The 14,139-nt window shown below is 72.9% G+C and carries 12 protein-coding genes; 8 read left to right on the forward strand and 4 right to left on the reverse strand.

Annotated features, from left to right (window positions below; all coding sequences use genetic code 11):
* Window positions 1-53: 53 nt before the first annotated feature.
* Window positions 54-1,445, reverse strand: coding sequence for a glycosyltransferase family 4 protein (locus ACFV1J_RS08385; RefSeq protein ID WP_385856497.1), 1,392 nt, complete (start codon window positions 1,443-1,445; stop codon window positions 54-56).
* A 260-nt stretch (window positions 1,446-1,705) separates the two neighbouring features.
* On the opposite strand from ACFV1J_RS08385, the gene ACFV1J_RS08390 reads away from it, so the two are divergent.
* The gene (locus ACFV1J_RS08390; RefSeq protein WP_385856498.1) at window positions 1,706-2,341 is read left to right on the forward strand and encodes a TetR family transcriptional regulator; all 636 of its coding nucleotides are present in this window, start codon (window positions 1,706-1,708) and stop codon (window positions 2,339-2,341) included.
* Window positions 2,342-2,408: 67 nt separating this feature from the next.
* On the opposite strand, the gene ACFV1J_RS08395 is transcribed toward ACFV1J_RS08390, so the two are convergent.
* Window positions 2,409-2,663 carry a ferredoxin gene (locus ACFV1J_RS08395; protein ID WP_385856499.1) on the reverse strand — a complete coding sequence of 85 codons (255 nt, stop codon included), beginning with the start codon at window positions 2,661-2,663 and terminating at the stop codon, window positions 2,409-2,411.
* A complete protein-coding gene (locus tag ACFV1J_RS08400) occupies window positions 2,663-4,114 on the reverse strand; it encodes an aldehyde dehydrogenase (protein WP_385856500.1) in 1,452 nt (483 codons plus the stop codon). Before ACFV1J_RS08400 ends, ACFV1J_RS08395 begins: the two co-directional genes overlap by 1 nt.
* A gap of 234 nt (window positions 4,115-4,348) precedes the next feature.
* Between ACFV1J_RS08400 and ACFV1J_RS08405 the strand changes: the two genes are divergently transcribed.
* From ACFV1J_RS08405 to ACFV1J_RS08435, 7 genes are all read left to right on the forward strand, one after another.
* The gene (locus tag ACFV1J_RS08405) at window positions 4,349-5,455 is read left to right on the forward strand and encodes an MBL fold metallo-hydrolase (RefSeq protein ID WP_385856501.1); all 1,107 of its coding nucleotides are present in this window, start codon (window positions 4,349-4,351) and stop codon (window positions 5,453-5,455) included.
* Window positions 5,456-5,591: 136 nt separating this feature from the next.
* Window positions 5,592-6,560, forward strand: coding sequence for an SAM-dependent methyltransferase (locus ACFV1J_RS08410; protein WP_385856502.1), 969 nt, complete (start codon window positions 5,592-5,594; stop codon window positions 6,558-6,560).
* 473 nt (window positions 6,561-7,033) lie between these two features.
* The gene (locus ACFV1J_RS08415) at window positions 7,034-8,395 is read left to right on the forward strand and encodes a prenyltransferase/squalene oxidase repeat-containing protein (RefSeq protein WP_385856503.1); all 1,362 of its coding nucleotides are present in this window, start codon (window positions 7,034-7,036) and stop codon (window positions 8,393-8,395) included.
* Window positions 8,395-9,150 carry an SCO2322 family protein gene (locus tag ACFV1J_RS08420; protein ID WP_385856504.1) on the forward strand — a complete coding sequence of 252 codons (756 nt, stop codon included), beginning with the start codon at window positions 8,395-8,397 and terminating at the stop codon, window positions 9,148-9,150. Before ACFV1J_RS08415 ends, ACFV1J_RS08420 begins: the two co-directional genes overlap by 1 nt.
* Window positions 9,147-10,313 (forward strand): CbiQ family ECF transporter T component, encoded by a 1,167-nt coding sequence (locus ACFV1J_RS08425; protein WP_385856505.1) that lies wholly within the window; start codon window positions 9,147-9,149, stop codon window positions 10,311-10,313. Before ACFV1J_RS08420 ends, ACFV1J_RS08425 begins: the two co-directional genes overlap by 4 nt.
* Window positions 10,310-11,932 carry an ABC transporter ATP-binding protein gene (locus ACFV1J_RS08430; RefSeq protein ID WP_385856506.1) on the forward strand — a complete coding sequence of 541 codons (1,623 nt, stop codon included), beginning with the start codon at window positions 10,310-10,312 and terminating at the stop codon, window positions 11,930-11,932. Before ACFV1J_RS08425 ends, ACFV1J_RS08430 begins: the two co-directional genes overlap by 4 nt.
* Window positions 11,929-12,786 (forward strand): ECF transporter S component, encoded by an 858-nt coding sequence (locus tag ACFV1J_RS08435; RefSeq protein ID WP_385856507.1) that lies wholly within the window; start codon window positions 11,929-11,931, stop codon window positions 12,784-12,786. Before ACFV1J_RS08430 ends, ACFV1J_RS08435 begins: the two co-directional genes overlap by 4 nt.
* Here ACFV1J_RS08435 and ACFV1J_RS08440 read toward each other — a convergent pair.
* Window positions 12,770-13,939: a steroid 3-ketoacyl-CoA thiolase gene (locus tag ACFV1J_RS08440; RefSeq protein ID WP_385856508.1), complete on the reverse strand. Its 1,170-nt coding sequence runs from the start codon at window positions 13,937-13,939 to the stop codon at window positions 12,770-12,772. The two genes, ACFV1J_RS08435 and ACFV1J_RS08440, sit on opposite strands and share 17 nt — an antisense overlap.
* Window positions 13,940-14,139: the final 200 nt, after the last annotated feature.

Raw genomic sequence — 14,139 nt, forward strand, 5'->3', positions numbered from 1 at the left:
TGGTGCGGCAAACGACGGCGGGGCGCCCGGGAGGCGGTGCCGGGGTGACGGAACTATCTGGGGGCGGCGGCGGACCGGCTGCCCTGGCGGGCGATGGCCTCGCGGTAGCGCTCGGCGGTGCCGAGGGCGGCCTGGCGCCAGGTGAAGCGGGTCAGCACCCGCTCCCGGCCGGCCGTGCCCAGCCGGCGGCGCAGCTCCGGGTCGCCGAGCAGCCGCAGCAGCCCGGCCGCCAGCGCACCGGCGTCGCCCGGCGGTACGGCCAGACACGTCTCGCCGTCCGGCCCGGCGACCTCCGGGATGGCGCCGCCGGTGGTCGCGAGCAGCGGGGTGCCGGTGGCCATCGCTTCGGCGGCGGGCAGCGAGAACCCTTCGTAGAGGGAGGGCACACAGGCGATCTGGGCGGAGCGGACGAGGTCGACGAGTTCGGGGTCGCTGATGCCCTTGACGAACTCGATGGCGCCGGCCAGCCCGAGCCGTTCGATGGCGGCGGCGACCGGTCCGTCGTCGGCGCGCTTGCCGACGACCACCAGATGGGCGTCGGGGTCCTCGGTGCGCACCTTGGCGAGCGCCTCGACGAGGTGGATCAGGCCCTTGAGGGGGACGTCGGCGCTGGAGGTGGTGACGATCCGGCCCGGCACCTCGGGGACGGACGCATCCGGCGAGAAAAGGTCGGTGTCGGCGCCGATGTGCACGACATGGATCCGGTCGGGGCGGACGCCGAGGTCGTCGACGATCTCCTGGCGGGACGAACCGGAGACGGTCAGGACGGACGGCAGCCGGCGGGCGACCCGCTTCTGCATCCGGGTGAAGCCGTACCAGCGGCGGACCGAGGCGCGGCGCTTCCAGTCCGTGGCGGCGGCCAGGTCGAGCCGGCGGTCGACGGTGATGGGGTGGTGGATCGTGGTGACCAGCGGGGCGCCGAGCGCGTCGGGGCCGCCGAGCAGGCCGTAACCGAGGGTCTGGTTGTCGTGCACGACGTCGAACTGGCCGCGGCGGTCCGCGAGATGACGCCGGGCCCGCAGCGAGAAGGTCAGCGGCTCGGGGAAGCCGCCGGTCCACATCGTGCCCACCTCGAGGGCGTCGATCCAGTCGCGGTACTCGCCGCGCTTCGGGGTGCGGAACGGGTCCGGCTGGCGGTAGAGGTCCAGGCTCGGCAGCTCGGTCAGCCGCACGCCCTCGTCGAGCACCGGGTAGGGCTGGGCGCCTATCACCTCGACGGTGTGGCCGAGCCGGGCCAGTTCGCGCGAGAGGTGCCGTACGTAGACGCCCTGGCCGCCGCAGAACGGGTTCCCCTTGTACGTCAGCATCGCGATGCGCAGGGGACGCCCGTGGCCTTCCGAGGAGGTGGTCGCGCTGCGCTCCGGGTGCGCGTGGTCCCGCGGGGCGGCGGCCGAGGAGTCCCCGGCAGGGCGAGGCGCGGCTGCCTGAACGGCCTCTGCGGTCACGCTCGGCCCCCTTCTCACTGGACTTTCGCCGGAGCGTAACCGCTGGCGGTAATCTAGAACAAGTTTCAGAACTGCTGGGCTACTGATCAGTTCACCGAGCTTCGAATCTACCGGCCGAGAACGATGCGAAAAGAGCCGCACCAGGTGATTCGCGCCACCACCCGACCCCCTGCCATGCTGTTCCGGTCGCGGCAGCGGCACTCATCACATCGCGGACAGAACGCCACGGACGGCCACGGAACAGCCATGGAATGGGAACAATGACTACGGAATCCAAGGCAGCCAGGCCGGTGCTTCCCGCGAGTCCTCCCCTGACCGAGCGTCAGGAGGCCCGGCGCCGCCGCATCCTGCACACCAGCGCCAAACTGGCCTCCCGTGGCGGCTTCGACGCCGTACAGATGCGCGAGGTCGCCGAGTCCTCGGGCGTCGCGCTCGGCACCCTCTACCGCTACTTCCCGTCCAAGGTGCACCTGCTGGTCGCCACCATGCAGGACCAGCTCCAGCACATGCACGAGACGCTGCGCAAGCGCCCGCCGTCCGAGCAGGACCCGGGCGCCCGGGTCGCCCAGACCCTGATGCGGGCGTTCCGCGCCCTGCAGCGCGAACCGCACCTCGCGGACGCCATGGTCCGCGCCCTGACCTTCGCCGACCGCTCGGTGAGCCCCGAGGTCGACACGGTCTCCCGGCTGACCACGGCGATCATCCTCGACGCGATGCGCCTGGACGGCCCGCCCACCCCCGAACAACTCTCCGCGGTCCGCGTCATCGAGCACACCTGGCACTCGGCCCTGATCACCTGGCTCTCCGGCCGCGCCTCGATCGCCCAGGTCAAGATCGACATCGAAACGGTCTGCAAACTGATCGACGTCACGTCACCGGGGGCGGGGAAGAGCTAGGGGGCGCCTCCCCCTGGCCCCTCTGGCGGATCGACGTCACGTCACCGGAGGCGGGGACTTGGACGCTTCAGTCCTCCGGAGGGAAGACCGCCGCCCCGCTGTCCACCACGGTGAGCGTGATCGCCTCCACGGGGCACCCCTCGGCCGCCGCCAGTACGCGCTCGTCGGGCTCCGTCTCCGCCGCCACCGGATGGGACTGCCGCGCGGTGTCCAGCCGGAACCCGTCCGGCGCCGCGCCGACACACATCCCCGACCCGATGCACACGCCCCGGTCGACCTCCACCCGCCACCGCTCCGCCGTGCGCCCCTCCGCGTCCGCCATCACGCCCCCGCCGGCAGGTGGATCATCTTGTGCTCCAGATACTCACCGAACCCCTCGGGCCCGAACTCCCGCCCGATCCCGGAGTCCTTGTAGCCGCCGAACGGCCCGAGCATGTCGATGCTGAACGTGTTCACCGAGTACGTGCCGGTCCGCACCCGCCGCGCCACGTCGATGCCGTGCTCGACATCGCCCGTCCACACCGAGCCGGACAGCCCGTAGTCGGAGTCGTTGGCGATCCGTACCGCCGCCGCCTCGTCCTCGTACGGCAGGAGGCAGATGACCGGCCCGAAGATCTCCTCCCGGGCGATCCGCATCCCGTTGTCGACCTCGCCGAAGAGCGTCGGCTCGACGTACCAGCCGGTGGCCTGCCCCTTCGGCCGGCCGCCGCCGGTCAGGACCTTGGCGCCTTCCTTCTGGCCGAGCGCGATGTAGTCCAGCGAGCGCTGCTGCTGCCGGCGGGCGACCAGCGGGCCCACCTCGGTGGCCGGATCCAGCGGGTCGCCCACGGTGAGTGCGGACGCCGCCGCGGTGAAGCGTTCGGCGATCTCGTCGTAGTGGCTGCGCGGCGCGAGGATCCGGGTCTGCGCCACACACGCCTGCCCGTTGATCATCCACGCGAACGGCACGATGCCGGCCACCGCCGCGTCCAGGTCCGCGTCCGGCAGGATCACCGCCGCCGACTTGCCGCCCAGCTCCAGCGTGACCCGGCTGAGGTTCCGGGCCGCGACCTCCATGACCCGCTTGCCCGCCGCCACCGACCCGGTGAACGACACCTTGTCCACGCCCGGATGCCCGACGAGGTACTCACTCACCTCACGGTCCGCCGGCAGGATCGACAGCACCCCCTCCGGCAGCCCGGCCGCGGTCGCGATCTCCGCGAGGAGGTACGCGTCCAACGGGGTCTCCGGCGACACCTTCAGCACCACCGAACACCCGGCCAGCAGCGCCGGCGCCAGCTTGGCGGCGGCGGTGAACTGCGGCACGTTCCACGGCACCACGGCCGCCACCACCCCGGCCGGCTCCCGTCGTACGAGGATCGGCCCCAGCACCCCGGCCCGCCGTTCCTCGAACGGGAAGTCCCGGGCCACCGTGAGCGCCGCGTCCCAGGCCAGCACCGAGGCCAGCGACTGCACCATGACGCCCGAGGTGTACGGGGTGCCGTTCTCGGAACTGATGACCCGGGCGATCTCCTCACTGCGCGCCGCGAAGGCGTCCTTGATACGGGTCACCACCTCGATCCGGTCCGCGAGCGGGGCGTTCGCCCACACCCCGGACTCGAAGGAGGTGCGGGCCGCGCCCACCGCACGGTCGACATCGGCCCGCGCGGCGTGCGGGACCCGGCCGATGACCTGCTCGGTGTGCGGCGAAACGACCTCGATCGTGTCCCGGCCGGCCGGATCGACCAACTCACCGCCTATGTAGAGCTTTCCGTGCTCGACGAGGTCGCTCATGGCTGCTGCCGCCTCCCGACGATGACCTGCTGTGGCCTGCTGGCGCCTTACTGTTCCTGACGGATCGTCAGGCATGCTCCCGCGTCAGAACTGTTACCAGTTCCAGTGGGAGGAGTCCACGGCACGGACCGAATCCGATACCCGTCAACTCACCACAGTCGACGGCCACTTACCCGGTCACCTGAAACCCGTTCTAGTTATAGTGAAGCCGGTTTCGACGAGAGGGGACCCGCGATGGGCGCGCAGGTGATCGACCACAAGGGCGGGGTGTGGAGCATCGCCGTCCCCATCCCGGACAATCCGCTCGGCCACACCCTCGTCCACCTCCTGGAGACCGATCGCGGGCCGGTGCTGATCGATACCGGATGGGACGATCCGGACTCCTGGGACACCCTGGTGGCCGGCGTCACCGCCTGCGGCTTCGCCCTCACCGATCTCCACGGGGTACTGATCACCCACCACCACCCCGATCACCACGGCCTCTCCGCCAAGGTGCGGGAGGCGTCCGGCGCCTGGATCGCGATGCACGCCGCGGACACCGCCGTCGTACGCCGCACCCGCGCGGCCGTTCCCGGGCAGTGGCTCGACTACCTGATCGCCAAACTCTCCGCCGCGGGCGCACCGGACGAACATCTGACCCCCCTACGGGAGGCACGCGCCAAGGGAAGGAGCGGCCGCCGGCCTCACAGCCGGCAGGCCGCACTGCCGGACCGCGACATCGCGCCCGGCGACCTGCTCGACCTCCCCGGGCGCCGGCTGCGCGCCATCTGGACCCCCGGGCACACGCCGGGCCATGTATGCCTGCACCTGGAGGAGGAGCATCCGGCGGCCGGTCCCCGACAGCACGAGGGCCGACCCGGTCCCGAACAACACGAGGGCCGACAAGTGGGCGGTTTCGGGCGGCTGTTCTCCGGTGACCACCTTCTCCCCGGCATCACCCCGCACATCGGCCTCTACGAGGATCCGGACGACGCCACTGGCACCGACCCCCTCGGCGACTACCTCGACTCCCTCGAACGCATCGCCCACCTCGCGCCCGCCGAGGTCCTGCCGGCGCATCAGCATGCCTTCGCCGATGCCGGCGCACGCGTACGCGAGCTCATCGCCCACCACGAAGAGCGGCTCTCCGGACTGAGAGCACTGCTCCGCGAACCGCTCACCCCCTGGGAGCTCGCGGTGCGGATGGAGTGGAACCGCCCGTGGGAACAAATCCCTTACGCGTCGCGGAACATCGCCGTCTCGGAGGCCGAGGCGCATCTGCGCCGTCTGGTGAAGCTGGGACAGGTGGAGCAGGTGGAGCGGGCGACGGACGGGGGCCCGGCGCGCTACCAGGCGGTGTGACCGAACCGAACCCGCAGGCGGTGCAGTCGAAGCCCCTGGCGCGGCGCGGGAATTTTAGTAGCCCCAGGCAACCAATTGCGCTACCCTCCTGCTCACTACCTCTTCACCTCTTCTCTCCTCACTCCGGAGGCCCCTCATGGGCGAGTTGCGCGGCGTCGCCGCCACGGCACTAGGTGTGGCCCGGATCCGTGCGGCCGAAAGTGCCCGCCCGGACCGGCTCTTCGACGATCCGTACGCCGCGGCCTTCGTGGCCGCCGCCCCGCCGCCACCCACCGCCGCCGCGCGGGCGGACGACGCGGAGGTGCCCGCCGCCCGCCGGGAGGCGTTCCACCGCGGGCTGTTCCGGCACATCGTGCTGCGCACCCGTTTCTTCGACGACTACCTGACCGCCGCCGCCACCGCACACGCCCTCCGTCAGGTGGTGGTCCTCGCCGCCGGCCTCGACACCCGCGCCTACCGGTTGCCGTGGCCCGACGGCCTACGCCTCTACGAGGTCGATCTGCCGGAGGTGTTGGCCTTCAAGGAGCGGGTGCTGGACGAGCAGGGAGCCCGGCCGCGGTGTGCGCGTACCGCCGTCACCGCCGATCTCCGCACGGACTGGCCCGCCGCGCTGCGGGCCGCCGGTTTCGCGCCGGACGAGCCGACCGCCTGGCTCGTCGAGGGGCTGTTGGTCTATCTGTCGGCCGAAGAGGCCGCCCGGCTGCTGACCACCCTCGGCGAACAGTCCGCCCCGGGCAGCCGCCTCGCCTTCGCGGGCTCCGGGGACTTCCGCAACAGCCCGATGATGGCCGGCGGGCGCGCCCTGCCGTCGATGCGGGAGATCAGCGCACTGTGGAAGGGCGGGCTCGACGAGCCGGCCGACGACTGGCTGGGCCGGCACGGCTGGCAGCCGCGTACGTACGCCCACGAGACGCTCGCGGCCTCGTACGGGTACGGGCCGGCCTCGGGCGCCCGTCCCGGCAAGGCCGACGCCGACGGGGCGGACGGGACGGACAGGGCGGACGGAGCGGACACGGTGGATGGGGCGGACAGGGCGGACGGGACGGACGGCCGTGGTGCCTTTGTCGTGGCCGTACGCGCCGACCGTGAGATCCCGGCCGGTTAGCACACCTGGAGGCGCCCCGATCGACCGTGGGGTCCTCCCGCCCGGCCGGCGGACCCGAGGACGCGGCCCGCCCTCCCGCTGCCCCTCCCCGTGCCGGTGGCCCCCCACCGGGGGCCGGTTAAGGTGTGCGGGACAAGTCATCCGTACCCGATCGGGGGAAGCCGGTGGAAATCCGGCGCTGACCCTCCCCCAAGCTCTCGGCTTCGCTCGAACCCGGGGGCACCCCATCCGTGAGGACGGCCGGTCGCGCCTCGCGCGGCATCCGGCCGGCCGAGCCGGAGCACCCGATGGGGCACGGCCAGGCTCGCGCCACCGGCACCGCCACCGTGCGGAGGGCCGGTGCGCGGCACCGTCGAGGTATACGGAGCCGAGCCCGGTGCCCCCGCGTCCGATCCACAGGATCGGTGTGCGGGTGGTCGGCCGAGCGCGGCTTGCGTGCACCGCCGCGACCCGACCCGAGAGGCACCGACCCGATGGCCCCCATGGCTTCCATGGCTCACCAGGCCCCTTCGACGCACCCCGTCGCCTTCCTGGCGCGCCGCGCCGCCACGGCGCTGGCGGCCGCGGCGGTCCTGGGCGCGGCCGCTGCCCCCGCCGCGTTCGCCGACGCAGCGCCCGCCGCCCCTTCCGGGTCCCCGCAGAAGCTGCCCGCCGGGCTGTACGGCACCAAGGACCCGCAGTACGACGGCGTCTGGCGGCAGTCGCTCGCGCTGCTGGCGCAGCACACGGTGGGTGTGCGGCCGGCGGCTGCGGCGGTGGACTGGCTGGTGGGGCAGCAGTGCGCGGACGGCTCGTACACCGCGTTCCGGGCCGACCCGGGCAAGGCGTGTGACGCCAAGACGATGCGGGACACCAATCAGACGGCCGCCGCGGTGCAGGCGCTGGCCGCGCTCGGTGGGCACGGCAAGAGCGTGACGAAGGCCGTGGACTGGCTGAAGTCGGTGCAGAACGACGACGGCGGCTGGAGCTCGATGTCCGGTTCGCCCAGCGACGCCAACTCCACCTCGGTGGTCATCGGCGCGCTGGCGGCGGCCGGTCGGAAGCCGGAGTCGGTCACGTCGAAGAAGGGCGGCAAGACCCCGTACGACGGGCTGCTCACCTTCCGACTGGGCTGTGACACCAAGGAGGAGGGACGCGGTGCGTTCACCTTCCAGCTCAAGGGCGCGGCGCCGAACGCCGATGCCACCGCGGCCGCCGCGACCGGCGCGCTCGGCAAGGGTTTCGTCGTCAGCCCTGAGGCCGGTGCGGCCGACGCTCCCGTCAAGTCGCTGACCTGCAAGGGCGGTGCGGAGGACGGCGCCGGCAAGGGCAAGCAGGCGGGGGCGGCGGCCGACCGGGCGCGGGCCGCGGACGGCGGCGCCGCCTACCTCGTCGATCAGCTCGGCAAGAACGGACAGCATCTGCTGTCCGCGATGCCGGGTGCGGAGAAGCAGCCGGACGTCGGCAACACCGCCGACGCCGTGGTGGCGCTGGCGGCCGGTGGCCACCGGTCCGCCGCGCAGCGGCCGCTCGCGTGGCTGGAGAAGAACGCCGCCGGCTGGGCCCGGCAGAACGGTCCGGCCGCCTACGCGCAGTTGGTGCTCGCCGCGCACGCCACGGGAACGGACCCGCGTGCGTTCGGCGGCACCGACCTGGTGTCCGCCCTCAACGCCACCGGCCCGAAGCCGGCCACGGTGTCCACGAAGGCCGAGACGTCCGGGAAGGACGAGCAGAGCGACGAGGGCAAGGGCGGGGGCCTCGGCGTCGTATGGGTCGTCGCGGTCGGTCTGGCCATCGGTGCCGGTATCGGCTTCCTGCTGAGCGGCCGTAAGAACCGCACGAAGAACGACCTCTGATGCGTCGGGCACTCCAGGCGGCGCTGCTGGCCGGCGCCCTCACCGGTCTGGCCGGCGCCCTCACGGGTCTGGCCGCGGCCCCTGCCCAGGCGCAGGAGTACCGCTACTGGTCGTTCTGGAACGGCGGCGGCAAGGACGGCTCGTGGGCGTACGCGACGGAGGGGCCGGCCACCCTGCGGCCGGCCGACGGTGCGGTCGAGGGCTTCCGCTTCGCCGTCAGCGCCGATTCCGCCGCGGCCGGAAAGCCGCGTACGGCCGCGGACTTCGACGCCGTCTGCGGTACGACGCCCGCCGCGGACGGCCGCAAGCGGATCGGCATCGTCATCGACTTCGGCACCGCCGCGGACGCCCCGGATGGCGAGCGGCCACCGAAGGGGCGGACCGCCTGCGCCCAGGTGTCCGAGGACGCCTCGGCCGGTGAGGCCCTGGCCGCGGTCGCCAAGCCGCTGCGCTACGCCTCCGACGCGCTGCTGTGCGGGATCGCCGGCTACCCGAAGTCGGGCTGCGCGGACCAGGTGAAGGACTCGGACCGAGGCGCCGGCTCCGGTTCCGATTCCGGTTCCGGTGGCTCCGGTTCCGGTTCCGGTTCCGCCGACTCCGGCGCCGACCGAACGGAGAGCTCCGACAAGGCTCATGAGGCTCAGGGGTCTCATGACTCCGACAGCGGGCCGTCCGCCGGTCTGCTCGGCGGCGGTGCGGCCGTCCTCGTCCTCGGTGCGGCGGCCGGGTGGCAGGCGCGCCGCCGGCGCGGATGAGCGCCCCGCAGGCGACCCGGGCCACCGCGCTGCACGCCGGCGCATGGTGGCTGTGGGCGCTCGGACTGGCCACCGCGGCCTCCCGGACCACCAATCCGCTGCTGCTCGGGCTGCTGGTGGGGGTGGCCGGTTACGTCGTCGCGGTGCGGCGCACGGACGCGCCGTGGGCCCGGTCGTACGGCGCGTTCGTGAAGCTGGGGCTGGTGGTGATCGGTATCCGGCTGGTCTTCGCGTTCGTCCTCGGCTCGCCGATCCCGGGTACCCACACGCTCGTCACGCTCCCCGAAGTGCCGCTGCCGGACTGGGCGAAGGGCGTCCGGATCGGTGGCCGGGTCACCACGGAGGGCATGGTCTTCGCCCTCTACGACGGGCTGAAGCTGGCCACCCTGCTGATCTGTGTCGGTGCCGCCAACGCGCTGGCCAACCCGTCCCGGTTGCTGAAGTCGCTGCCCGGCGCGCTGTACGAGGTGGGCGTCGCCGTAGTTGTCGCGATGACCTTCGCCCCGAATCTGGTCACCGACGTCCAGCGGCTGCGGGCCGCCCGCCGGCTGCGCGGCCGTCCCGACCGGGGGTTCAAGGCGCTGCTCCAGGTCGGAGTTCCGGTGCTGGAGGGCGCGTTGGAGCGTTCGGTGGCGCTGGCCGCGGCCATGGACGCCCGCGGTTACGGCCGTAGCGCCCGGGTCCCGCGTGCCGTACGGCGGACCACCTCCGCGCTCACCCTCGGCGGGCTGCTCGGCGTCTGCGCGGGCACCTACGGCCTGCTCGGTGACACGGGCGCCGGCTACGGGCTGCCCTTGCTCCTGGCCGGGCTGGCGGCGGCGCTGGCCGGGCTGTGGCTGGGCGGCCGGCGTTCCGTGCGCACCCGTTACCGCCCCGAACCGTGGGGTCCGCGCGCCTGTTTGGTGGCCGGCTCGGGCATCGCCGTCGCCGCCCTGACGATCTGGGCCGGCGACCACGCCCCCGCCGCCCTCCACCCGCCCGCCTATCCGCTCACCGCCCCGGTCCTGCCCCTCTGGCCCGCCGCCGCACTCCTCGTCGGCCTCCTCCCCGCCGTCGTGGCCCCGGCCCCGCCCCCGCCCACCACAGTCACCACCACGGACACCACCAGGACCGCCCGGACCGCCCGGACCGCCCGGACCGCCCAGAAGGAGCCCAGCAAGTGATCCGGTTCGAGCAGGTCTCGGTCACCTACGGGGACGCCGCCGCGCCGGCCGTCCAGAACGTGGACCTGACCGTCCCGGAGGGTGAGCTGTGCCTGCTGGTCGGCCCCTCCGGTGTCGGCAAGTCGACGGTGCTGAACGCCGTCTGCGGGCTGGTACCGCATTTCACCGGGGGGACGCTGCACGGCCGGGTCACCGTCGACGGCCGTGACACCCGCACCCACAAGCCGCGCGAACTGGCCGATGTGGTCGGGACGGTGGGCCAGGACCCGCTGGCGCATTTCGTCACCGACACCGTCGAGGACGAGCTCGCCTACGGCATGGAGTCGCTGGGTCTCGCGCCGGACGTGATGCGCCGCCGGGTCGAGGAGACCCTCGATCTGCTGGGCCTGGCCGAGCTGCGGGACCGGGCCCTGGCCACCCTCTCGGGCGGCCAGATGCAGCGGGTGGCGATCGGTTCGGTGCTCACCACCCACCCCAAGGTGCTGGTCCTGGACGAGCCCACCTCGGCCCTGGACCCGGCCGCCGCCGAAGAGGTGCTCTCCGTCCTCCAGCGTCTGGTCCACGACCTCGGGACCACGGTCCTGCTCGCCGAACACCGGCTGGAACGGGTCATCCAGTACGCCGACCAGGTCATCCTGCTTCCCGCTCCCGGTGCGCCGCCGGTCATGGGCCCGCCGGCCGACGTCATGGCGGTCTCCCCGGTCCATCCGCCGGTGGTGGGCCTGGGCCGGCTCGCCGGCTGGTCCCCGCTCCCGCTCTCCGTACGGGACGCCCGCCGCAAGGCCGCTCCCCTACGGACGCGGCTGGCGGCCGTCACGCCACCGCGGCCGGTCGACGCCACGGAGGAGCGGGAGGCCGCGCCGGTCGCGGAGGTCACCGGTCTCGGCGTGCGCCGGGGGCGGACCGAGGCGCTGCACCGGGTGGACCTGTCCGTCCGGCGCGGTGAGACCGTGGCCCTGATGGGGCGCAACGGCGCGGGGAAGTCCACGCTGTTGTCCACGCTCGTCGGGATGCACCAGCCGTCGTCCGGCGCGGTGCGCGTGGGCGGGCTGGTGCCGCACCGCACCGGTCCGCGGGAGCTGCTGCGGCAGGTCGGTCTGGTCCCTCAGGAACCCCGTGACCTCCTCTGCGCGGACACCGTCGCCGCGGAGTGCGCGGCGGCCGACCGGGACGCGTCCGCGCCCGCGGGCAGGTGCCGGGAGCTGGTCGGGCGGTTGCTGCCCGGGGTGCCGGATTCCGTGCACCCGCGTGATCTGTCGGAGGGCCAGCGGCTGGCCCTCGCGCTCGCGGTGGTGCTGACCGCCCGGCCTCCGCTGCTGTTGCTCGACGAGCCCACCCGCGGTCTGGATTACGCCGCCAAGGCCCGGCTGATCGAGGTGTTGCGCGGTCTCGCGGCCGAGGGGCACGCCATCGTCCTGGCCACCCATGACGTGGAGCTCGCCGCCGAGTTGGCGCACCGGGTGGTGATCCTCGCGGACGGTGAGGTGGTCGCCGACGGGCCCACCGACGAGGTGGTCGTCTCGTCGCCCTCGTTCGCCCCACAGGTCGCCAAGGTGCTCGCGCCGCTGCCCTGGCTGACCGTGCCCCAGGTGGCCGGTGCCCTGGAGGGCGCCGTATGACGGCCGGCCGCCAGGCCCGGGCGGTGCGGCTCGGGCCCCGCTCCATCGCCGCGCTGGTCCTGGTGTCGGCCATCGGCGTGGCGGCGTTCGGCTGGCCGCTGCTGGCCGGCTCGGCGTCCGGGCTCGCCCATTCCCAGGACGCGCCGTGGCTGTTCGCCGCGCTGCTGCCGATGCTGCTCGCCGTGGTTCTGGCGACCATCGGCGACACCCCGGCCACCGCTGGGCGGTCCGCCGGTCTGGACGCGAAGGCGATCGCCATGCTCGGCGTGCTGGCGGCGGCCGGGGCCGCGCTGCGTCCGCTGGGCGCCGGGACGGCCGGGGTCGAGCCGATGTTCTTCCTGATGGTGCTGTCGGGCCGGGTGCTCGGGCCCGGCTTCGGTTTCGTGCTGGGTTCCGTGTCGATGTTCGCCTCGGCGCTGCTGACCGGCGGGGTCGGCCCCTGGATGCCGTTCCAGATGCTGTCGATGGGCTGGGTGTCGATGGGCGCGGGGCTGCTGCCGGGGGCCGACCGGCTGCGCGGCCGCCGTGAGTTGGCGCTGCTCGCCGCCTACGGTGCCGTTTCCGCGGTCCTGTACGGCCTGGTCATGAACCTCCAGGGCTGGCCGTACATCGCGGGCATGGCCTCGGGCGTCTCCTTCGTGCCCGGCGATCCGCTGGACCAGAACCTCGCCCGCTACGTCGCCTACTGCCTCGCCACCTCCCTCGGCTGGGACCTCCCGCGCGCCCTGGTCACCGTGGTCCTCACCTGCACGCTGGGCGGGACGGTCCTGAAGGCGCTGCGCCGCGCCACCCGCCGCGCCGCCTTCGACGTCCCGGTCTCCTTCGAGGAGAAGCGCCCTACAGCCGCTGGATGATCGTCGCGGTCGCCAGCGCTCCGCCCGCGCACATGGTGATCAGCGCGAACTCCTTGTCCGCGCGTTCCAGTTCGTGCAGGGCGGTGGTGAGGAGCCGGGCGCCGGTGGCGCCGACGGGGTGACCGAGTGCGATGGCGCCGCCGTTCACATTGACCTTCGCCAGGTCCTGGTCGAAGACCTGGGCCCAGGAGAGCACGACGGAGGCGAAGGCCTCGTTGATCTCGACCAGGTCGATGTCCTTGAGGGACATCCCGGCCTTGCCGAGCACCGCGCGGGTGGCGTCGATCGGGCCGTCGAGGTGGAAGTGCGGGTCGGAGCCGACCAGGGCCTGGGCGACGATGCGGGCCCGCGGCCTGAGCTTGAGGGCGCGGGCCATCCGCTTGGAGGCCCACATGATCGCGGCGGCGCCGTCGGAGATCTGTGAGGAGTTGCCGGCCGTGTGGACGGCGGTCGGCATGACGGGCTTGAGGCGGGCCAGCGCCTCCATGCTGGTGTCGCGCAGGCCCTCGTCGTGGTCGACCAGCCGCCACATGCCCTGGCCGGCGGCCTGTTCGTCCTCGGTGGTGGGGACCTGGACGGCGAACGTCTCGCGTTTGAAGCGTTCCTCGGCCCAGGCGGTGGCCGCGCGTTCCTGGGAGATCAGTCCGAGGGAGTCGACGTTCTCGCGGGTGAGCCCCCGGTGGCGGGCGATGCGTTCGGCCGCCTCGAACTGGTTGGGCAGATCGACGTTCCACTCGTCGGGCCAGGGCTTGCCGGGACCGTGCTTGGAGCCGCTGCCGAGCGGTACCCGGGACATCGCCTCGACACCGCAGCCGATGCCGACGTCGATCACCCCGCCGGCGATCATGTTGGCGACCATGTGGTTGGCCTGCTGGGACGAGCCGCACTGGCAGTCCACGGTGGTCGCGGCGGTCTCGTAGGGCAGGCCCATGGTCAGCCAGGCGTTGCGGGCCGGGTTCATCGACTGTTCGCCGGCGTGGGTCACGGTGCCGCCGACGATCTGTTCCACGCAGTCGGGCTGGATGCCCGTACGGGCGAGCAGTTCGCGGTAGGTCTCGCCCAGGAGATAGGCGGGGTGGAGGTTGGCGAGCGCGCCCTGGCGCTTGCCGATCGGGGTGCGTACTGCTTCGACGATGACGGGTTCCGCGGCCATGACTGACTCGTCCTCTCCTCGCGTCCGCGGGCGTCCCGGAACCCACGGAACAAGAACTAGTACGCGTTCTAGTTCTGCGAACAGTCTCGTGAGCCGCCAGCCGGGGCGCAAGGGGCATGCAACACCCTTGTCCGTAACGGGAATCGCCGAGACCCTTGCCACTTGTAGAACTCGTTATTACCTTCACCGCGACCCCGTAC

The sequence above is a fragment of the Streptomyces sp. NPDC059649 genome (assembly GCF_042734445.1).
Taxonomy (GTDB): domain Bacteria; phylum Actinomycetota; class Actinomycetes; order Streptomycetales; family Streptomycetaceae; genus Streptomyces.

What these genes read in the sequence shown, in the direction of transcription:
- ACFV1J_RS08415 (WP_385856503.1), top strand. Translation starts at nt 7,034, where the DNA reads ATGGCCCCCATGGCTTCCATGGCTCACCAGGCCCCTTCGACGCACCCC.
- ACFV1J_RS08400 (WP_385856500.1), bottom strand. Translation starts at nt 4,114, where the DNA reads ATGAGCGACCTCGTCGAGCACGGAAAGCTCTACATAGGCGGTGAGTTG.
- ACFV1J_RS08410 (WP_385856502.1), top strand. Translation starts at nt 5,592, where the DNA reads ATGGGCGAGTTGCGCGGCGTCGCCGCCACGGCACTAGGTGTGGCCCGG.
- ACFV1J_RS08440 (WP_385856508.1), bottom strand. Translation starts at nt 13,939, where the DNA reads ATGGCCGCGGAACCCGTCATCGTCGAAGCAGTACGCACCCCGATCGGC.
- ACFV1J_RS08425 (WP_385856505.1), top strand. Translation starts at nt 9,147, where the DNA reads ATGAGCGCCCCGCAGGCGACCCGGGCCACCGCGCTGCACGCCGGCGCA.
- ACFV1J_RS08395 (WP_385856499.1), bottom strand. Translation starts at nt 2,663, where the DNA reads ATGGCGGACGCGGAGGGGCGCACGGCGGAGCGGTGGCGGGTGGAGGTC.
- ACFV1J_RS08435 (WP_385856507.1), top strand. Translation starts at nt 11,929, where the DNA reads ATGACGGCCGGCCGCCAGGCCCGGGCGGTGCGGCTCGGGCCCCGCTCC.
- ACFV1J_RS08405 (WP_385856501.1), top strand. Translation starts at nt 4,349, where the DNA reads ATGGGCGCGCAGGTGATCGACCACAAGGGCGGGGTGTGGAGCATCGCC.
- ACFV1J_RS08390 (WP_385856498.1), top strand. Translation starts at nt 1,706, where the DNA reads ATGACTACGGAATCCAAGGCAGCCAGGCCGGTGCTTCCCGCGAGTCCT.
- ACFV1J_RS08420 (WP_385856504.1), top strand. Translation starts at nt 8,395, where the DNA reads ATGCGTCGGGCACTCCAGGCGGCGCTGCTGGCCGGCGCCCTCACCGGT.